Origin of the sequence: Wolbachia endosymbiont (group A) of Hedychridium roseum (assembly GCF_964028325.1) — a bacterium.
In the GTDB taxonomy this organism is placed as follows: Bacteria; Pseudomonadota; Alphaproteobacteria; order Rickettsiales; family Anaplasmataceae; genus Wolbachia.
This window is the reverse complement of sequence record NZ_OZ034755.1, coordinates 1,180,083-1,199,865: the sequence shown is the minus strand read 5'-3', so window position 1 is coordinate 1,199,865 and position 19,783 is coordinate 1,180,083. Positions and strand designations below refer to the sequence as shown.

The following is a 19,783-nucleotide window of genomic DNA, read 5'->3' as shown; positions in this document are numbered from 1 at the left end:
GGGTAACGTTATGATAGTAATTTATATAATTCTATGTGCAATCTTTATAGCCATTTTAGACAGTTCACTATATTCTTAATTAGGGGATATGTCTAACTTAGAGAAGGTTTTCATAAATGTTGAAGTGAATAAGTAGGAATATTATGTTTTTTCCTTGAGTTGTAAAATTTCAGAATGAGAGAGACCGGTAATTTGAGCTATAACATCTATAGAGACACCGGCCTTGAGTGAGTTTTTTGCTACTTCAATATCCCTTTCTTTTCTGCCTTCCACTTTACCTTTTTCATGGCCAATTTGGATACCTTCTAGTCTACCTTTTTGAGTAGCATCATCAAGTTTTTGTTCCAAGATAGCAGCTTCTTTCTGTAAATCCATTACCCTTTCTTCATAAGCTAATAGGTCCTTCTCATTCCAATGGAACTTATCTAATTCATCATATGCTAGCTTTATTATTGGTGATTTTTCTGCTATTTTTCTTAAATCTTCATCAGTTGTTTCTTCTGCATATTTAAAGAAAAATAGCCAACGATCTACTACATTTTCTAGCTGCTCTTCTCTACTTTTGGGAAACTTTGGTAACTCAATGAAGATAAATTGAAAATCTTTTAAGTCATGCTCATTAGTTTTTTCATCTCTTATGGTATGGCTAGATATATAATCAAGCTTATCAGGAAATAAATTACAATTAGAGATAGCAATAAAGAAAACCTTCTTTAAATCAATGTACTTACCACCTTTATCAGCCTGCCTTGAGTAAGCCTTAGCAGCATATAATTGAGCCCGTTTTTCGAAGCCTTTATCACGAGCGAGTTGCATCTCAATCACGTATCTGGCCCCAGTGGAATCTCTGCACAGAACATCAACAATACTCTGCTTATCAGAGGCAATTTCAGGGTCCATAATGATGCTAAGGAATTCAACTTCTTGTATAGTATTTATTTCAGTAAACCCCAAAATATCATTCAAAAAGTGAATAAGGATATTCTTATTTTTTTCAGTACCGAATATTTTCTTAAATGTTAAATCAAGCTTAGGATCTAAAAATTTTGAAAGAGCCATAGGGAATCGACTTAAAAAGCATTAATAATTATACACAATTGTGAAGAAATATTCAACTAAAATGCAAACATAGAAGTTTTTGTATATCTTTGTTTGGTAGTATTAACATGTATAATATTTATGGCAAACATCTCAATAAGGTATCAGATAGCACAAAAAGTAAGGAACTGGAGGTTAAAGCGAGGATATACTCAAAAAGATTTAGCGAAGAAAGTCAGTGTAACGTATCAAGTAGTACTACAATATGAAAAAGGAACACGTAAAATTTCGATTGAAAAGTTGTATGCTATAGCAGAGATATTGTCGATTGGTATTGTAGACCTAATTCCTGTATCAAATGAAAAAATCTGTCTTGAAGATGAGGGAGAAGAAATACTAAATCTAGTAAGAGAATATAAAAAGATTAATGATCAGGAATTACGTAAGATGTTTTGTTTGCTAACCAAATTTGTCCAAGTCAGTGAAAGAAGTAGTAGGAAAGCAGAGAAAGTAAAAATTGCAAAAGGTCTGGTTAAAGCAGGAGTTTCTGTTGATACTGTTTCAAAAACAATTGGTCTATCTGCTGATGAATGTGTTGAAGAAAAAGGAGGTTCTATTTACTGCCAAATAGGAAAGAAGATAAAAGAATGGAGGCTAGTGAGAGAGTATACTCAAAAGGATTTGGCTGAGAAAATGGATACAACACGTGATGAAATAAGCAACTATGAACAAGGACGTGTAGCTATTCCACTGGAAAAATTATATGCAATAGCAGAAACATTATCGATTAATATTACAGATCTGCTAATAGAGGAAGGTAGTAAAGTAGAAAATGAACTACCGAATTTAATTGAAGAATACAAAAAGATTGAAAGTCAAGAACTACGTAATGCATTAATAAGATCTCTATTTGAAGGCATACGGATTTGCGAAGAAAAAGTGAAAAGAGCAGAAAAGATCAAAATTGCAAAAGACTTAGTAAAAAAAGGAATTTCTATCAATATTATTTTAAAAATAATAGGCATCTCTTTAGATGAAATTCGACAAGTTTAAAATAAAAAAATCACCATATATTAATATCTTTACTTATTCATGAAAAAATAAGTAAAAAAGATTGAAAAATTGATTTGACTTCACTCGGAAGCTATGGCTCTATGCCAATGCTGATAAAAAACAGCAGTAAATATCTAAAAAAAGTTTGTTGTTAGTGAAGGGTAAATTATATGAATAAAAGTAAAGAAGAAATCGAATTCAGAATATTAGAAAGCAAAGGCAAGGCATTACTTGATCGTGAAATAATGGAAACATTTTTAAGTGCAGTACATGAAAGGCCACAAGCTCAAGAAATTGCTAAAAATCTGGTGAATACTTATGCAGGAGTAGGAAGGATTTTAGGTAGAGAAATGGATGACCTGAAAGTTATAGAAGGAGTAACTGATTCTGCAGTAGCAATGATTATGTGTGTTAAGGAAACACTAGAAAGAGTACTGAGAGAAAAGCTAAAAAGTGAGCCAATAATGGACTTACAAGGGCTAGTAGAGTACTTAAACGTAAGTATAGGCCACTCAGAAAGGGAATGTGTAAAAATACTGTACTTGAATAAAAGGCGCCAATTAATCGGAGAAGAATCCTATATTGGTGAAATGGAAAAAGCACCAGTATACATAAAGGAAATTACAAGAAAAGCATTAATAAAAGATGCAACATTAGTAATAATGTCACATAACCATCCTGGAGGGAGTTTAGAACCATCAGAAGAAGATCAAGAAGTAACGAAGAGTTTAGCAGCAGCATGTAGTACTGTAAGCGTTAGATTATTTGATCACATTATTATCACAAGTGGAGGCTATTTTAGTTTTAGAGAAAACGGATTGTTATAGCAGAAAGTATTTGCAAATCTACTCATTATAATTTATACTGAGTAATAGAATGTATAAACTAAGATTTATATACTTAAAAAGTATTTTTAATATGGGGGTTATATGACTAGTAAAGACAAGTTATTGAAGAAAATATTTGGTGCTCTTGAAGGCGTTGATATAAAGCAGTCTAAGTTTGTGAGCAAAATTAATAATCAGAAGGAGATAAAACCGGAAGATGCAATGCCTTTCCCTGGTAGAGAAGTTCGCGAAAACAAAATCAACTATGGGAAAGGATTTGACTATATTTATGGCACAAAACCTTTGAGTAATCAAGCAGATTATCCAGAAGGATTAAATCCATTTGCTTCAGCTTTGCAAAAAATAAAGCCAAATACAGAAAAGTTGAGCTGGTTTAAGAGTGCTGTGGTAAGAGCAAAAAATCCAAATGAACTGCACAAGGTTGTAGACGAAGCACTAGCTGCTGGAGCAAGGCTAAATGCATGTAATGATGGCGAATGGAGTTTTGCAGAATATGTAGTATTAGGTACACATTTTCACAAATTAGAAAAAAGTGATCGTAAAAAGCTAATACGAAAATTAATGCTAAGCGGTGCAGAGTTTCATGATACTCTACTACAGAATAAACTGATAGGTGAAATCTATAATGAGCTACAACCAGAAATTCAGCCACAGAGAGATAAGCAACTAGAAGAACTAGAAAAAGCTGGCGAAAGTGCTGTTCAAGAAGGATCCTTAATAGATTTCGAGATAGACAATACAACATCATATATAGAATTTTCTGATGATAGCAAGGTAGAGGTAGCCAAAATACTGAGAGAGTTAGGAAGTAATATTTTAAAAATTGGCAATGATGCAGTTGAGGTTAAAAGTGAGAAGGGAGGTATAAGAAACTATATCGATATGTCAGATGAAAGCTCTATTATATTAGAGTTTCCTACGAGCATTGGTAAGCTAAATGTTATATTGTACCACGATGTAAAAAAATATGATCAAGTACAAGTCAGAGTAGAAAACAAGGAAATGTGGGCTGAGTTACAAAAAAGAGGCGAAGAAATTGGAAAAAATTGCCTTTTTGCTGGAGTAAAACTTAAAGAAGCAGTAGAGAAAGGTAATTTCACTAGGTGCGGCATATGGAGTGAAAAGCAGAAGGAAGTAAGTGAAAAATTGTTTTCATGGGCAGACAAAGTACGTGAAAATAGTAAAGAAACTTGTAGAGCACTTTAATTTAAAGGTTCCAGAGTCTGGCTATTATATCTGGAGCCTTTGAGCTATAGTAGAAAATATTATATATGGTTCTTTGCGTGGAAAGAAGTCTAGACTATGAAGTAGGGCAAAAAGTAAAAAGTTGGAGGTTAGAGCGAGGGTATACTCAGAAGGATTTAGCTGAGAAAATTGGTGTAAAGTATTGGGTAATACTGCAATATGAGAAAGGGAATCGTAGAGTTCCAATTGAAAGGTTATATGCTATAGCTGAGGCACTATCAATCAGTATTACGGATCTCATTCCTGTATCAAATGAAAAAATCTGTTTTGAAGATAAGGGAGAGGAAATATTAGATCTAGTAAGAGAATATAAAAAGATTAATGATCAAGAGTTACGTAAGATATTTTGTTTACTAACCAAGTTTGTTCAAATTAGTGAGAAAAGTGGTAAAAAAGCAGAGAAAATAAAAATTGCAAAGGATCTGGTTAAAGCAGGAGTTTCTGTTGATATTGTTTCACAAGCAATTGGTCTCTCTGCTGATGAATGTGTTGAAGAAAAAATAGGTTCTATCTACTACAAAATAGGGAAAAAGATAAAGGAATGGAGACTGGTAAGAGAGTGCACTCAAAAGGATTTAGCAGAGAAAATGACTACAACACGTGATGAAATAAGTAACTATGAGCAAGGAAGGGTTGCTGTTCCACTTGATAAATTATATGAAATGGCAGAGGCGTTATCGATTAATATCGTGGATCTACTTGAACCAACAGAAGATGCAGATGAAAGAGTAGGAAATGAATTACCGAATTTAATTGAAGAATACAAAAAGATTGAAAATCAAGAACTACGTAATGCACTAATAAAATCTCTGTTTGAGGGAATACGTATTTGTGAGGAGAAAGTGAGAGAGATAGAAAGGATTAAAGTTGGAAGGGATTTAGTAAAAGGGGGAATTTCTATTGATATTATTTTGCAAATAGTTGGTTTATCTGCTGATCAAATTGGATGAAAATTTATTTCTAAATAAGGTATATATGTTTGTTTCTGTAAGAGATGTTAGTTCTATACACTACAAAATAGGGCAAAAAATAGAAGATTGTAGATTAATGCAAAGGTGTACTCAAGCAGAGTTAGCAAGTAAAATCGGATTAGCATATAAAGAAGTAACCAATTATGAAAATGGGTATATTCCTATTCCGATTGAAGTACTATATGTAATAGCAAGAGTATTGTCAGTTAATGTTGTAGATCTATTACCTAAACCAATAACAGTAAGAGAGTATAAAGATGAAGACGAAGAAATACTCTATCTAACAAAAATATACGAGAATCAAAAGTTAGGCAAAATAGTACCTTCATTAGTCAGGTTTGTTCATATTAGCGAGAAAATCAATCAAGAGGAGGCAAGATTAGAAGTAGCAAAAAATCTAGTTAAAGAAGGAGTTTCAGTTGACATAATTTCCCAAGCAACCGGCTTATCTATTTACGAGTATAATGATACAGAACAAGAAATTTACACTGATTCTATATATTACAGAATAGGGCAAAGAATAAGAGAATGGAGATTGATAAGAAGATATACTCAAAAAGATTTGGCGGATAAAATTGATTTAATGCTCAAGGAAATACACGAATATGAAAAAGGATATACTGCCATCTCATTTGATAAATTATATGAAATAGCAAGAGCATTATCAGTGAATATTAAAGTTCTACTGCCTAAAACAAGAGAAAGCAAAAAGCTATTGAGTTTAATGGATGAGTACAGAGAACAAGAATCATTAGATGCATTAGTCAAATCTCTATCTGAAGATATGAAAAGCGGCAAGGAAAAAGTTAAAAAAGCAGAGAAAATCAAGATTGCAAAAGATCTAGTTAAGGCAGGTGTTGCTAGTGATATTATTGTGCGAGCAAGTGGCCTAACTGCTGATGAGTGTAAAAATTGAATTGTGTTTAAGATATAAGTAAAAATGGTTAATATATTATCTATTCTAAATCCTTATTTAGCTCTGCAGAATTTGACGTATCAAGATATAATATTACAGAATTTTTCTATCACTTTCTGATTGTCCTCTATCATTGCATTTGCCTCTTGCTGAAGAGATTTGATATTTTTTGATGTAATGTTATCCATGTCAGCCGATGCTAGCTTCAATTGCGATTGTATTCTTACGTATCTATTGCCTATTACTTGATTCATCTGATAATTTACGCAGTCCAATCCAGAGGCAAACATCACATTTAACAAAGGTTTTATCCAGCTTATTTTTCCAAATCTCTTTGAATTGGCATACTCTATGCTTCTGTCTGTTCTTCCAGTACCTATCGATAACAGTAGAATATCATCATTTGGAAATAACCTCTTACCACTTGCATATGCACAAGCCGCTGGATTATTTGCAAATACCCCGCCATCCACTAATACCATTTCCTTGTGGTTGATTTTAAGATATTTCGGTGCAAAGTAAGTAGGTGCTGCAGTTGTAGATCGTAATGCATCTTTCAATTTGATAAAATTTCTATCTTCTCTCCAGCTTTTAAAGAAGAAGGGATAATTGTTCTTAATATCGTAGCTTGTAAGCATTAAATTATTTGTTGCATCTGCAAGAGTAGAATCACCAAAATATCTATTCAGAACGCATTCAATATTTTTGCATGAATACTGTGCACAATTTAGCCAGGAAAATATTGATCTTCTGAAAAATGAAGACTTAAAGATATGTGGCTCGTCTTTCTGATAGAGATCAACTAAGTCGAGAGCAGAGTATTGTTTATTACATAATCCGGCAACGATAATACCACCTGTAGAAGTTCCGACCATTAAGTCAAACATTTGAGAGATTGGCTTTTTTGTTCTATACTCTATTTCAGCTAGAACAATAGCAGGTATAATACCTCTTATGCCTCCACCGTCGACTGAAAGAATATATTTGGCCATGTTTAGATATTTATTGATTTTTTTAACTTGTTTGCTTTTATCAGGTTGTGTTTCTTGTCCAAGTACTACTGTATGTTTCACTCCTGGAGAAAATTGCACCAACCTAATAATTGATTCCGTAGACTATGCTAAAAAATCTGTGTTGGTTCAGGCATACCAATTTACCTCAAAGCCTATTGCTGAATCCTTGGTTCAAGCTAAAAAGCGTGGAGTTGATATTAAGGTTATTCTAGATGAATCACAAACTAGTTCAAAACATAGTGTAATTAACGAATTATTTGAGCACACAATCCCGATATGGATTGACTTTAAACCCGCTATTGCTCATAGCAAGGTAATTATTATTGATGAGCAAAAAATCATAACCGGATCATTTAACTTTTCAGATGCCGCTCAGCAAAGAAATGCTGAAAACCTACTGATCATAACAGGAGATTCTCCACTAGTTGAACAATACGTCAAAAATTGGAAAAATCGCCAATCGCAGTCTAAGCATTATACACCAGACTTTAAGTTATCTTTGAATTCATCTAATTCCTCAGAAAGATTTTTTACCCTTTCCTCAAGTACTAACACTTTTTCCATTAAACCATATTCAATAAGTTTATCGTGAAATTGTACCCTTGAGTCTAATTTGGATAACCACCATATCAATGCTACGGTTTGGATTAATATGGTAATAATTACTGTAATTGGGATTTTTTGGTTTAGCATATTTTGTACTGGTTGTAAAATAACTGCAAATTACTGGTAAAAAAGAAATATATTCAGTTTCTATATTTTGCTGTGGTAGTCACTATTTGAATTCGTATTACTCTTCTGCAGATCCTTATGACTCCAATATATCTTTGATATTATTTGCTATTTTTGAGCGAGCCTTCTGCATTGGAAAGTAGTTTTATTACTTCTCTGTATTGCTTGTTTTTATCTTTATTACGTTCTTCTGATATTACAGCCATGCTTCTAGGTGTTCTTCCATCTTTAGCTACAGCAATAGGATCTGCTCCTTTGTCTAATAAAAATTTAACAATTTCCAAACGTCCTTGATCTGCAGCATAATGCAGCGGTGTCCATCCCTCATACCCCCCAGAAGCGCCTATATCAGCTCCTTTTTGCACTAGAAAATCCACAACTTCTAAACAACCTGCCTCTGAAGCATAATGTAATGCTGTTAATTTAGGAACCTGCACATTAACATCTAATAGATTTTCTACCAAAAGTTTTACAACCTCTAAGTTACAATTTTCAGAAGCAATTTGTAGTACTGTTTTATAATTACTCACAGCTTTACTCTTTGTATAGCAACATGTAACAACAACACATATAATTGTTATCATAAGCCATAGAAAATTTATCTTATTCTTTATGTTCTTACTTATTTTGTTCATGTCTAACATTTTTTTAGAATTAAATAATCATTTGCTTAAGTTTCATTTAAATAGCTTTGCTCACTTTTGCCTCTACTATAGTTTGATATCCTCTATTATTCAGAATATGTTCTGCCCTGCTGATTACCCATTCGCCTTCAATTTCCTGACAAAATCCTGAAAGGCTGATCTTAGCTTCTGCAAATAATTCTGGATTACCAGGAACAGTTACATTTAAACTTGATGTACTACGTTTTAGTTGTTTTAACTTGGCTGCTGCTGCACTAATTGCTGATTCTGCGGTAGAGTAAAGCGTTTGCAGGGTATAACTTGGGCCCTCATTTCCCACTTTCTCTTCTATAGTTTCTCCCTTTTCATAACTATGCCATTTTGCAATAACAGATCCATATTTGTTACGCACATTAAAATTTACCTCCCAATTTATAATATCTTTAGGTGTAAGTACTGTTGTACCTAACATCTTTCCAGTCGCTGATCTTGCTTCTCCCTTCGGAATAAAAATTATATATCCTCCTGCTGGTTTTACTAGTGCATCATATTTTTTGCCTAATCCTTCCAAAAAACTCATGTCGCTTTCTTCTGCTTGGATGATATGTGGTATAAATATATTTTCAAATCTTTCAGCGACTTTACCTTCATACCCATGTTCTTGTGCTATTTCTTTAATCAAATCTCCCAAGGTAATGTCTTTCCATTCCTTTGATTTTCTTTCCTTTAATGATCCTCTTAAACTTGCAGCGTCACATTTTATTCTTAAAGTTTGTGGTGGACTTTGTATTGTAATTTGATTCGCCTTATATACCCCCATAGGTAATAAACCTGTTTCTTTATATCCTAGAAAAACCTGTAAATTACCCTTAAGTTCTAAAGCGCTAGAGCTATAATTAATGCATATCTCAGCTTCGTCACTTGTAGTACCTGATCCATCAGTGACACGTAGTAATATTAAACTCTTTTTTAAAACCTCTGTTACTGGGTTATTTTTTGCTACTATATCAAAATATGGTGTCATTCATCTAAAATATTTATAACAGATTCTTTCAGTATTTTTTGAATTTTAGGAAGCTTAATTCTTAATCCAGCGGGCAAAAAACTTCCATGTTCTGCAAGGCCTGGATTTTTAAGCAATACTTCCTCCACTGTTCCATCGGTAAATCCATAATGTTTCCAGCAAATCAGATCTAACATTTCGTTTTCTTTCGTGTAATAATAAATCACTTACTGTAACCTTTTAACTTCAAAATAAACTCAACTTTTCTCGGTTTTCCATCAGGAAAAAATAATATCTGTTTTTCTTCTACATTAGTAATGACAAAATTTCCAAGTATATTTCCTGAATTATCAACCAGAACGTGCGGTTCTTGGGTATCGCGTATATTTTTTAGCTGTTCTAAGCCATTACTCTGATAACGTGGATAAATCACTCCTGTCAGATCAATACATTCAATTCCTGAGCCAATGTTTTGTAGCAACGTTTTTTCAATACATTCAATTGTATACCACCTTTTTTCTTTACTGTATCTTAGGCTTATTGGTTCAAGCTTACATTTTCCAAGCAACATCAATGTAACTCTTCAACTATATCAAAAAGTGCCCCACGTGCTTGTTCTCTAAATCGTTCTATTACTGCATCAGCAACACTGCGCACATCTTCAGATTTAATGTTGATATTAAACGTTTGATAGAATGCTTGGTTATATACTTTAGATTCCCTATTTTCATATCTACTTTTCTTGAATGCTTTCTCAACTTCTTCTTGTTCTATAGCTCTTTTTTCTTCTATAACACCTTTAACTTTAAAACTCTCAAAATTGCCTTTACTATTTTCTGAAAATTGTTTAATAGCACTATTACTTGTCAATGGGTTTCCGTTACTGAAAATGCTATTTTTAGAAAGCTTATTAACAAAATTTCCATTATTTTCAAATTTTCTAATCGGGCTATTCTCAGCAAATATGCTACTAACTGTATTTCCCATCCATGAAAAAGCTTTTCCTATAGGTTCAATGAGTGATTTCCAAAAGCTAGAGAAAAAGTCTTTCACTTTTTGCCAGTTAGTTAGAACATAAGCTGCACCAGCAACAAGACTCGCTATTAAAAGTCCAATTGGGTTAGTCATTACAGCTAGTGTTATTGCTCTTAGCCCTGTTATTACTGCAGGAAAAACTATACTTGATAAAGATGAAAATGTTGTCAGTATTGTTGCTTTAAGACCAAAAATTGTACTTCCTAATAAAGTAATTCCATAGCCTACTCCCACTACTAAGACTTTCAAACTTATCAAAGCTGCTAAAGTACTCATGATTGCCGTAGTTAAAGTTGGATATTTTTCTGCAAAAGAAGCTATACGCTCTGTTATTGCTTTCAAACTTCCAGCTACATAATTTAAAGTAGGCAACATTACTGACCCTAGATTCATGCCAGCTTCAAATACTGCATTTTTAAGTAATTGTAATTTATTAGCTGTAGTATTTGCACGATTGTTAAATTCGTCCTGCATTGAAGCGTTATATTTTTCTTTATTAGCTAAATGTTCAATAGCTTTCTTGTAAATGTCTAAGCTTCCTACTAAAAGAGCAATGTCATCTTGAAACCCAGCGCCAAATAGATTCATAAGAATACCAGCTCGCTCTTGATCATTTATTTTTTTTAAGGTTTCAAGGAATTGCAATATTGCCTCTTGAGGATTTTTTTTAATAGTTTGTTCGAGCTCTTCTATACTTGTTCCCATCTCATCTAATGCATCGTGAAATTCGGGACTTTGCTCTCTTGCGGTCTGTAGTTTACTAAGAAAGTTATTTATAGCAGTTGCTGCTTTTTCAGGTTGTTTACCTAAACTTATGAACGCACTTGCTAAGCTACTTGCTTGATCAATTTCTAAACCAAACTGTTTAGCATTACCGCCAATTCTATTCAGCGTAAGAACCATTTCCTTTGCTTTGGCAGCAGTATTATCTGAAAGATGGTTTATTATGTTACCTACATTTTCCATACCATCAACTTTAATTCCATAGACATTGGATATTTTTGCAATAGCATTACCAGCTTCTTCTGCAGACATATCAAACGCTGTGGTCATTTTGGCAACTACTGTTGTAAACTTTATAAGATCATTTTTGTCAATACCAAGTTGACCACCACTTGCAGCTATTTGTGCTAATTCTGCAGCTGACAAGGGTATTTCCCGAGATAATTTTTTGAGCTCTTGAGCAAATTTACTAGCTTCGTCTTTTTTATCATTAAACCTTACTACTTTTTTAACATCAGCCATAGCCGATTCAAAATCAATAGCAACTTTGATTGGCGCTGCAAGCGTTAGCCCTAGCCCAATAGTCTCTATAATTTGTGACTTAAAATATGCTTTGCTTGCTAAAAAACTTTGGTGACTACGTATTGCAGATCCAAGCTTACCATACTTACCTTTTAATACTTCAATAGAAGAGCCAAGTTTATATTGATCACTTACTAATGACTTAATATTTCTTCCACTTTTCCTTACTTCTTCATTAAATGAATGCAAAGCATCTCTCTTTTTCAAATATGCTTCTTTTGCTTTTGTTGCGGAGGTTTTGGCCTTGTCAAATTCTGCTTTTAAAGTTTTGCTTGGTTTCTCTATCGCTTTCATTTGTTTAGCTAAAGATTTTACTTGATCTTCAAAGCCTTTCCATGACCTCTTGCTAGTCAAAACATCATGACCTAACTGCTTAAACTTTGATACTGATTTTAAAGATGAGTCAAGCTTTCTTATATTCTCACCAAGATGAGTAAGTTGACTGCTACTTCCTTTTATTACAGTACTGAAACTGCCATCTAGGACTGCTCCAATTTTTATAGATAACGTTGACATTGTACCTTCCTCGCTGCTTCATTCCATAGGATAAATTCATTAATTTCCATTTCAAGTATTTGCTCAACCCCGCCCCCTACAACAGAGCTGAACATTAATACTTCTGACCTCAAGTCCTTTGAATAACTGGTGAAAAAAAATCCTTTAATACCTCTTGCACTTTCACATAATCAGCAATATCTAACTCTTCAATCGCTTCTTTTGCAGCTGATGTCAAATTGGCAGTCAAAGTTACTTCCTTACTTAGATCACTACCATTAAGTCTCTCAATAGCTAGATAATCTCTAACTTTTGGACGTCTAACGGTAAGTTCTGAGACAGAAATACCATCAACTGTTATTGGGTTGTTTAGTGTTATAGTTTGCATAAAATTCTCCTATAAAAAATAAAATCTTGTAAAATGTTGTAACTATTTGATCAACATCTAAAAAATAGAATTCTAAAAATCTTCATATTCCAAGCACCGTTTGAAGTAGTGCCATCTGATCAACACCATTTATCTTTCTAATCATATTTTCAGCATCGATTTCTATTAACTCATTACCACCTATAGTAAGTTTATAGTAATGAGCAGCTACAGTACACTTCAGCGTTGCTTTTTCAGCAGGTTTCCAGTTACCAAAATCAAACTCTTTAAAAATGCCTCTTAAATTGATTATTACTGCTTCAATATCATTACTACCACTCCCTTGCATTCCTCCACGGAGCGTTAAAGATACCGAATTTCCATCTATCAAGCCAAAAAGTCTAAATAGTTCTGAATCATACTCAGCGAAAGTAAAGTCTGCTTCAAGCTTTTCCATGCCCATGTCAATATTTATTGGGATATCCATACCACCAGCTCTGTACTCTTCGGTTTTTATGGTAAGCTTCGGCAAGGTTATTTCATCTATTTTTCCTGCATAACCACGGCCATCTACAAATACATTAAAATTTCTCAGTATTTTCGGTAACACTTTGCTTTCTCCTAACTTATATTTACAAGATGTGATCTGAATATTATTTGCTCAGCCGGATATGGTGGCGTGAACTCAAAATCAAAAGACACTTTCCCGCTTGCAATATTTGCCGGTGTATTGAGTTCTGGGGTTGCATAACATTTTCCGCTGATAATTGCTCCTTGCGCTTTTAAATTAGCCAAATAAGAATTCACCCCCTCAATCACATCATCTATATAAGTTTTTGTGATATTGCGATCAACTGCCCATAAATGAGCCCTAAGTAAACTATCATTGATTAAATCTGCAGTCCTTCTCACTGACAAAAAAGCCCATTTTGAGTCATTTGAACATGTTCTATTTCCCCAAAGCCTATAGCCATTTTGATGAATTATCGTTGTTACTTCATTTTCATTCAAGTGGTTTGCTCTACAATTTATATTACCGAGCGTAAAATCAATAGGCCTGCTTGTTCCAACAATACCATTTATCTCTTTATTTGAAGGTGAGTGCCAGAAGCCTTGCTCGCTGTCTATCTTAGCTATTAAACCAGCTACAAATGGACTCGATGGCAAGATTTCTTCTTTTCCTTCAATAAGTACCTTCACCCATGGGTCAACCACGTAAACTCTTGAGCTGCCTACACTTTTTCTCCACTTTATTGCTTCTTCATCATTGGTATTTGGACCATCTGCTACTATTATGCTTCTCAGTTTTTCTGCTACTCCTATCAAAGCTGCTACTACTGGGTTTTTAGGATTTTCAGATTCAGGCAATTGATGAGTAAATTGAGGTGCAATTAATATTCTTGGAGCAACATGAATTATACTTTCACTGCTGAGGAATGCCTCTATCCCTTGATACTCTCCAGTCTCTTTATCAACACCGCCAATTATATTTTTCAGCGTCTCTTCTTCTTTTAATTTTGGATTGATGTTTTCACTCTCTTCAACTCTAATTACTATAACTGTTGCACCAATTTGGGAAAATACTCCATTTATTGCTGAAAAAAGAGTTCCCTTTTTGCCAAGTTTTGCCGCTTCTTTTAAGCTTCCTGCAACTAACACTGGTTTATTTAGCGGAAATTTTTGCTCATCTGCTTCAGGTGCAGTACCAATTACACCTATCACTGATGATTTAGCCGTACGTACTGCCCTTGCTCCAGAGGTTACCTCTATAACATTTACTCCGTGCAAAAATTCTTCAGCCATTTCTTTGTATTTTTTTCCTAAAATCATCGAGCAAAGTCTTTAGCTCATTTTCACTTTTAGCTTCTTCAATCTTTCTTTTGGCTAAATCTTCAAGCTCTTCACATTTAATTATTGCTTTTACTGCTTTTTTCACTTTTTCCTCAATTATTCTTGCCATTTCAATAACCGTAATACCACGGACTTTTGCTAAAGGTTCTATAATTTCTTTATCCTTTTTATTCATAGATTCTGGTGCTGCTAGAATGCTTTTTGCGGCTTCCGCTTGAATCTCATAAGATTTAGCTTTTTGGTGAGAATGACCTGCATATTGGTGAGTATGATTATCATAATAGAAACGCATACTATCAAATGCACAAAGCTTCGCATTATCCAGTAACTCCTTTTGTATATCTTCTTTAGTACGCTGAGCAATTTCTCCTCCTTCTGTTAACTGATAACTCTTTTGCCAGTCGAAATTCTTTGGCGCTTCATACCAATCATTTCCAGTTGGCTTACTTTCAAGCGTTGTTGTTTCTACTTGTTTATCATTTTCAAATCTAATGTAGATAGACATTGTTTGTTACCTCCAAATCTCATGCGTGTTAGATAATCCTGGACATTGCCAAGCCCTTAGCGTTCTCTCTACATCTATCTCAAGCCCCGTGGTTAGAAAATTGCTGCGAAAGTTATATATTCCCCACTGAATAAATTGACCATAGATTGTGCTATACGTGTGCTCACTTGCAAAGAACTCAGGTGTCTCACCAACTCTTTCACCTTCTGAGTGAAGATTAGATGACGTATAAAGTAACACTGTAACGGTTTTTCCTGCTGGAATGAGTATGTTACCTGATGCAATAAATTCAGGACTGTTAATTTCATGCTGGTAAATACGTGTCCAAGTAATTCTCGAAATCTCTGACTTCCTTGTATTAGTTTTATCAGGTGTACCTATAAATAATCCTGCTCCTCCATAATTAACTTCATCTTTATACCACATTGCAGATCCAACAAAGTTTAGAGTTTTACTTATATCTACATTGCTTGTGTTTTTTACGAATATTAGTCCCAATGCAGCATAAGGGTATTTCAGCATATTGAATTGCTCCGAAAATCCATCATACATGAATCTTGGGTATGATTCTCCATAGATAAATGTACCTTTGCTTCCCTCTAAAAAACTGAGTTGTCTTGGCCGATAAAAACTAACATAGCTTGTATCATATGTGTGAGTACCTGCTAGTAGTTGTAGCATATAGTCTGTTTTTGTTACATCACTACTCCACTGACCAAGCTCAGTTGTAAAAGTTCCGTGGCCAAAGTAATTATTTTTTCTACTTAGTACACCAAATAAAAAAGGTAATGCTCCAGGTTCAATCATATGACGATTTCTTACTTCTTTCATGATTGATGAGCCACTTGGTACATCATTAACAGTACGGAAGTTATTCACTAAACCTTTAAGACCATCTTTATGATCATTGCCAACACTGTTTATTGCTGCAATATTGGCATTCTTTCTTGTATCAAGTAGTGATATATGTGAATCTGATGATGCTTTTAAAGTATTTAAGGAATTATCCCTAAGCTTGTTGATTTCATTAACAGACTCTGTTTTTACTGCAGTTATTGCTGATATTGAGTTTGTTTTATTGCTGTTTATATCATTTAGGTGTTTTTTTGCACTATCAAGAAGTTCTTTTAGCTTACCATCAGTCATTTGCACAATTTCAGAAACCGCACTTTTGTCGACTATTGATTCCAATGCTTTAGCAAGATATGCTAATTGATCTGGTGTACTGTTTTCTACTAAATCCTTAAGCCTCTTTTGTAGTGCATCAATTATTCCTTTTACCTCAGTCATCTGCACAATGTCAGCAATAGCTTTTTTATCTGCTATCAATTCCAGCGATTTTGCAAGATATGCCAGTTGATCAGGTGTGCTATTTGCTGCTAAATCCTTTATTCTTTGGTATATTGCTTCTTTCATTCCCAAAAATTCAAAAAAGTTTCAAATCTAAATCGTTTAAAATTATTTTTTAGTTGATTATGCTCATCTTCTCTTTCGGTAATATCTTCATCTATTTTTTCTATAGCTCTTCGAATACGTACCACATCTTGAACTGCAATATTTTCTGGATGAGGCAGTGGATATTCTCGTTTGGTTTGGTCAACAGTCATTATGTGACAATCACTCTGAGATTTTTTACCTTAGGGCGATAAACAACTGTTCCACTTAAAACTAATTTTACCCTAGTCTCATTGCCATTAAAGTTTGTCAGCACATGAGTTCTCTCTACCCAATTTTCTCCAATTGGTTTTCCTGATGTTAAATTTACTAATTGCCAATCCACGTTTTTTTGTACATATGCTTTAACATCTGCAGTGCCAGGTATTAGCGCATCATAGGTAATTGTTATCTTAGTGTTAGCTCCTGCTGTAATGCTCCTAGTTACATAATCTCCTTTTTCCCCTATATTACCCATAACTAGCTGTAACCCAGGATATAGCACTGGACTTTTTTCTCGCCCTCCTTTTAGGCTTGCTTTTACCGTTAATTCTCCATTTATTCTTTCGCGCAGTGCAAGCGGCAAATTATCAGACAAAAAGTTTTCTCTTCCCTCTTCATCTGTTAAGATAAATTCTACATTGGTATCAAATGCTACTTTTTCAACGTTCGTCAAAACTATCAAATCCGATACATTATTCGCATTGACTTTGCCAAGATTAAAAAGGTGAAAAAGTTCGCTAAATTTTGCAGCTAGTAATCGAAAGGTAAGGTCTAAATTCTGATGTGGTGTCCAGGTACTTGCATTGCTTGATGAAAGTAATACTCCTACTTGATAAGGCTGACTCGTTACCCAACGGCTATTTACTGCATCATATTTGCCAAGCTCTGCTATTTTTACTGCAGTACCAGGATCATCAGTAAGTAGCACTATTGCATACTCTTGTTCTGCATGGCAAAACACTGGTGGCCATTCTATACGTGTTGCTGTTCCATCTATCTTTATATCTTTTGGCTCAATATAACTTTCAGCAATGACAGTCTGCGAGGGCATTCCCACTGCTGTTTCTCTAATCTGCACAACAACACGTTTTTTGCCGTTATTTAGTAGGGTCGAGAACTGGCGCGCCTCTTTAGGGTTTGGTGGCTGATCCATTATTTTCATGTTGGGCCTCAATCCAAAATTCCCATGTTTACGTTTCCAATTCCCGCCTCATCAAACGCAGCATGCGGATTTCCCGCACTACGCTTTCCTAGTAGATTCTTACCAAAGTTTATAACATATTGTGCTGGTTAGGCTTTCGGAACGTAATATCTTATTCTATAGTCCGAATATAGACCAAGGGTCTCATATATACATTCGCTACTCCACCTTTTCCAACCAAATCCTTTTGCTTTTCTGGCTTGCATCATATTGCGTCTTGTTTTCTTCTCTACCCACTGTTTAACGTAGCTGAAGCTTCGACTTGAGTTTCCTATTCTAAAGTAGTTTACCCACCCTCTCAATATCGGATTGATGATCTGAATCACTCTCCGTATTGGTTGCGATTTATAGTTACTGAATACCTTCTTCAACTTTTGAAGTAGGCTTGTTCGTGTTTTCATCTGTGGTGTTATCTGTACTCTCCACTTTCCTTGTTTTGTAATTTTCTTTCGAAAGTCAAATCCTAGAAAGCTGAATGTTTCTCCTCTCTTTAGATTGGCAATTTTTGTCTTTTCTTCATTTACACTTACTTCTAGTTTTGCTAATTCTTCTTGTAACCTTTTGTACACTAATTTCTCGAGCCATTCCCATCTCTGGTACCCATCTATCAGTATCACTAAATCGTCTGCCCATCTGGCGTATTCTATACGTTGATATTTTTCTTCCCTGGTCACCTCTTTTGCTCTCTCTAGCATTTTGTCTACCTCATTGAGGTATATATTGCTCAACAACGGTGAGATCGGCGACCCTTGCGCTATTCCTCGTTTTCCTCCTACCTTAAGGATTAGCTTGATCAAGTGCATGATTTCTTTATCATTTATTCTCTTGGCAATTTTCTCCATGAGAATATGATGTCGTACGTTATCAAAATAGGATTTCAGGTCTACATCAATACATTTTGTATTGCCTTTGATTGCTGCTTTCGCTACTCTGCTTACTGCTTCATGCGCTTTTCTCTTGGGTCTATATCCATATGATCCGTCCTGAAAGTCAGATTCATATATCGGTTCAATTATTAGCTTTAGTGCACTTTGCACTATTCTATCCCGGATGCAGGGTATGTTCAACGTTCTGAGTTTTCCCCCAACTTTTGGTATTTCCTTTCTCCGGTTCCTATTTGGGCTATAGGTTTTGGTTATTAGTTCATGTCTTATTTGCTGAAGATACTTTTCTAAGCCTTCTGCCTCTATCGATTTGAATGTTACCCCATCAATTCCTGGTGCCCCATTGCTTTTCTTTGTTAGCTTATATGCTTCTTCTAGTGTCTCCATCTTGCAGACGTGTACATATATTCCCCAGAATCGCCATTCCGGTTCTGCTTTCGCTTTGATATATATCTTTCTTCTCAGGTCTTGTAATTTTATTGGCATTTTTGTCATTTTTACCTTTACCTTCCTTTTGTTAAAAGATCTCTACTAGTAGGGTGCCTTTGCTCCATGGGCGTTACCCCATTTCTTCGCTACTACACACCCATCCGCCACCCTTTCATCTTCGGTTCATTTCCTGTTTTCCAGTTATAGAACCTACCACTCCAAGGTTTTTCTCCTTGGGATGAGGAGGGTTTCTCCAGTTGCTTTATATGTCCTTATTACCATGCTGCCACTATCACCCCGCTAAAGTAGGTATGCTGTATCATTCGTGTTTCAGCCTCCTATATTGCTTTCGCCCTGGTTTGGTGGGCTCGGCCTTTAGTACTTAGAGTTTTTCGGGGCCACCCATGTGTTCGTTTTCACTGCGGCCTGGTAATTCGCCATTATCCTACGATAACGTTGTCGGTAGGCTTCAACATTTTGGTTTCCCTCCACATTGCTACCCTAGCTACAGGACTCCGACTTTTATCCTGGTGGGTCTGACTCCCACTGAACATCTTCACCTTCTCTGGACACACCAAACCATAACTCTAGACCTCCTATGTGTCTGCTCTCATTTAAAGTAAATGTTTGTGCTAAAGGATCAACTCTTCTTGCTGCGATAACTCTTCTTCTTTCTTCTATAGTAATAGTTTTTTTACCAGTATAAGTTGCCTCTCCATAGCTTCCTTTATCCCCATAAAACTGTACTAATTTAGTACCTGCTGGAATGTTTGCTGGTACTTTCACCTTTCCCTTTAATTTTCCCTGGTTGTTAGCTCTTTTTTCCACTTTT

The 19,783-nt window shown here is 34.8% G+C and carries 21 protein-coding genes and 2 pseudogenes; 6 read left to right on the top strand and 17 right to left on the bottom strand.

The features are described 5' to 3' along the window. Window positions 1–141 precede the first annotated feature (141 nt). Window positions 142–1,059: an Rpn family recombination-promoting nuclease/putative transposase gene (locus ABWU23_RS05935; RefSeq protein WP_353270948.1), complete on the bottom strand. Its 918-nt coding sequence runs from the start codon at window positions 1,057–1,059 to the stop codon at window positions 142–144. Between the two features lie 120 nt (window positions 1,060–1,179). Here ABWU23_RS05935 and ABWU23_RS05930 point away from each other — a divergent pair, with 120 nt between their 5' ends. The 5 genes from ABWU23_RS05930 (at window position 1,180) to ABWU23_RS05910 (ending at window position 6,071) form a co-directional block, all read left to right on the top strand. Next, complete coding sequence (locus ABWU23_RS05930; RefSeq protein ID WP_265037741.1) at window positions 1,180–2,091, top strand: helix-turn-helix domain-containing protein; 912 nt, start codon at window positions 1,180–1,182, stop codon at window positions 2,089–2,091. Between the two features lie 170 nt (window positions 2,092–2,261). Next, a complete protein-coding gene (locus ABWU23_RS05925; protein ID WP_265037738.1) occupies window positions 2,262–2,918 on the top strand; it encodes a RadC family protein in 657 nt (218 codons plus the stop codon). 102 nt (window positions 2,919–3,020) lie between these two features. Then, window positions 3,021–4,145: a hypothetical protein gene (locus ABWU23_RS05920; protein ID WP_265037736.1), complete on the top strand. Its 1,125-nt coding sequence runs from the start codon at window positions 3,021–3,023 to the stop codon at window positions 4,143–4,145. Window positions 4,146–4,210: 65 nt separating this feature from the next. Continuing rightward, window positions 4,211–5,134 (top strand): helix-turn-helix domain-containing protein, encoded by a 924-nt coding sequence (locus ABWU23_RS05915; protein ID WP_353270947.1) that lies wholly within the window; start codon window positions 4,211–4,213, stop codon window positions 5,132–5,134. A 25-nt stretch (window positions 5,135–5,159) separates the two neighbouring features. Further along, window positions 5,160–6,071 carry a helix-turn-helix domain-containing protein gene (locus tag ABWU23_RS05910; protein WP_265037926.1) on the top strand — a complete coding sequence of 304 codons (912 nt, stop codon included), beginning with the start codon at window positions 5,160–5,162 and terminating at the stop codon, window positions 6,069–6,071. Window positions 6,072–6,151: 80 nt separating this feature from the next. Here the strand turns inward: ABWU23_RS05910 and ABWU23_RS05905 are convergent, their stop codons facing one another. Further along, complete coding sequence (locus ABWU23_RS05905; RefSeq protein ID WP_353270946.1) at window positions 6,152–7,063, bottom strand: patatin-like phospholipase family protein; 912 nt, start codon at window positions 7,061–7,063, stop codon at window positions 6,152–6,154. On the opposite strand from ABWU23_RS05905, the pseudogene ABWU23_RS05900 reads away from it, so the two are divergent. Further along, window positions 7,062–7,568: pseudogene (locus tag ABWU23_RS05900) on the top strand (phospholipase D family protein); the annotation flags it as partial. The gene ABWU23_RS05905 and the pseudogene ABWU23_RS05900 overlap by 2 nt on opposite strands. Here the strand turns inward: ABWU23_RS05900 and ABWU23_RS05895 are convergent. From ABWU23_RS05895 to ABWU23_RS05825, 15 genes and pseudogenes are all read right to left on the bottom strand, one after another. Then, on the bottom strand, window positions 7,559–7,777 hold the full coding sequence (locus ABWU23_RS05895; protein WP_353270945.1) for a hypothetical protein: 219 nt from the start codon (window positions 7,775–7,777) through the stop codon (window positions 7,559–7,561). The pseudogene ABWU23_RS05900 and the gene ABWU23_RS05895 overlap by 10 nt on opposite strands. Window positions 7,778–7,917: 140 nt before the next feature. After that, window positions 7,918–8,460 carry an ankyrin repeat domain-containing protein gene (locus ABWU23_RS05890; protein ID WP_353270944.1) on the bottom strand — a complete coding sequence of 181 codons (543 nt, stop codon included), beginning with the start codon at window positions 8,458–8,460 and terminating at the stop codon, window positions 7,918–7,920. A 37-nt stretch (window positions 8,461–8,497) separates the two neighbouring features. After that, entirely contained in the window at window positions 8,498–9,463 is a 966-nt protein-coding gene (locus tag ABWU23_RS05885; protein ID WP_353270943.1) for a phage late control D family protein, read from the bottom strand. After that, a complete protein-coding gene (locus tag ABWU23_RS05880; protein ID WP_410530047.1) occupies window positions 9,460–9,669 on the bottom strand; it encodes a tail protein X in 210 nt (69 codons plus the stop codon). Before ABWU23_RS05880 ends, ABWU23_RS05885 begins: the two co-directional genes overlap by 4 nt. Then, window positions 9,666–10,013 (bottom strand): phage tail protein, encoded by a 348-nt coding sequence (locus ABWU23_RS05875; RefSeq protein WP_341817562.1) that lies wholly within the window; start codon window positions 10,011–10,013, stop codon window positions 9,666–9,668. The genes ABWU23_RS05880 and ABWU23_RS05875 overlap by 4 nt, the downstream gene beginning before the upstream one ends. Continuing rightward, a complete protein-coding gene (locus tag ABWU23_RS05870) occupies window positions 10,013–12,298 on the bottom strand; it encodes a phage tail tape measure protein (protein ID WP_353270942.1) in 2,286 nt (761 codons plus the stop codon). The genes ABWU23_RS05875 and ABWU23_RS05870 overlap by 1 nt, the downstream gene beginning before the upstream one ends. A 109-nt stretch (window positions 12,299–12,407) precedes the next feature. Beyond that, window positions 12,408–12,665 (bottom strand): phage tail assembly protein, encoded by a 258-nt coding sequence (locus tag ABWU23_RS05865; protein WP_353270941.1) that lies wholly within the window; start codon window positions 12,663–12,665, stop codon window positions 12,408–12,410. An 82-nt stretch (window positions 12,666–12,747) separates the two neighbouring features. Further along, window positions 12,748–13,254: a phage major tail tube protein gene (locus tag ABWU23_RS05860; RefSeq protein ID WP_341814276.1), complete on the bottom strand. Its 507-nt coding sequence runs from the start codon at window positions 13,252–13,254 to the stop codon at window positions 12,748–12,750. An 11-nt stretch (window positions 13,255–13,265) separates the two neighbouring features. Further along, on the bottom strand, window positions 13,266–14,447 hold the full coding sequence (locus ABWU23_RS05855) for a phage tail sheath subtilisin-like domain-containing protein (protein WP_341814391.1): 1,182 nt from the start codon (window positions 14,445–14,447) through the stop codon (window positions 13,266–13,268). After that, window positions 14,440–15,000, bottom strand: a complete 561-nt coding sequence (locus ABWU23_RS05850; protein WP_341814277.1) for a hypothetical protein — start codon at window positions 14,998–15,000, stop codon at window positions 14,440–14,442. The genes ABWU23_RS05855 and ABWU23_RS05850 overlap by 8 nt, the downstream gene beginning before the upstream one ends. A gap of 6 nt (window positions 15,001–15,006) precedes the next feature. Further along, window positions 15,007–16,416, bottom strand: coding sequence for a hypothetical protein (locus tag ABWU23_RS05845; RefSeq protein ID WP_353270940.1), 1,410 nt, complete (start codon window positions 16,414–16,416; stop codon window positions 15,007–15,009). Next, entirely contained in the window at window positions 16,413–16,607 is a 195-nt protein-coding gene (locus ABWU23_RS05840) for a hypothetical protein (RefSeq protein WP_265022291.1), read from the bottom strand. Before ABWU23_RS05840 ends, ABWU23_RS05845 begins: the two co-directional genes overlap by 4 nt. Beyond that, the gene (locus tag ABWU23_RS05835) at window positions 16,607–17,599 is read right to left on the bottom strand and encodes a hypothetical protein (RefSeq protein WP_353270566.1); all 993 of its coding nucleotides are present in this window, start codon (window positions 17,597–17,599) and stop codon (window positions 16,607–16,609) included. Before ABWU23_RS05835 ends, ABWU23_RS05840 begins: the two co-directional genes overlap by 1 nt. A 128-nt stretch (window positions 17,600–17,727) precedes the next feature. Next, the gene (gene ltrA / locus ABWU23_RS05830; protein ID WP_353270565.1) at window positions 17,728–19,017 is read right to left on the bottom strand and encodes a group II intron reverse transcriptase/maturase; all 1,290 of its coding nucleotides are present in this window, start codon (window positions 19,015–19,017) and stop codon (window positions 17,728–17,730) included. Between the two features lie 510 nt (window positions 19,018–19,527). Continuing rightward, a pseudogene (locus tag ABWU23_RS05825) lies at window positions 19,528–19,779 on the bottom strand (hypothetical protein); the annotation flags it as partial. Between the last annotated feature and the right edge of the window lie 4 nt (window positions 19,780–19,783).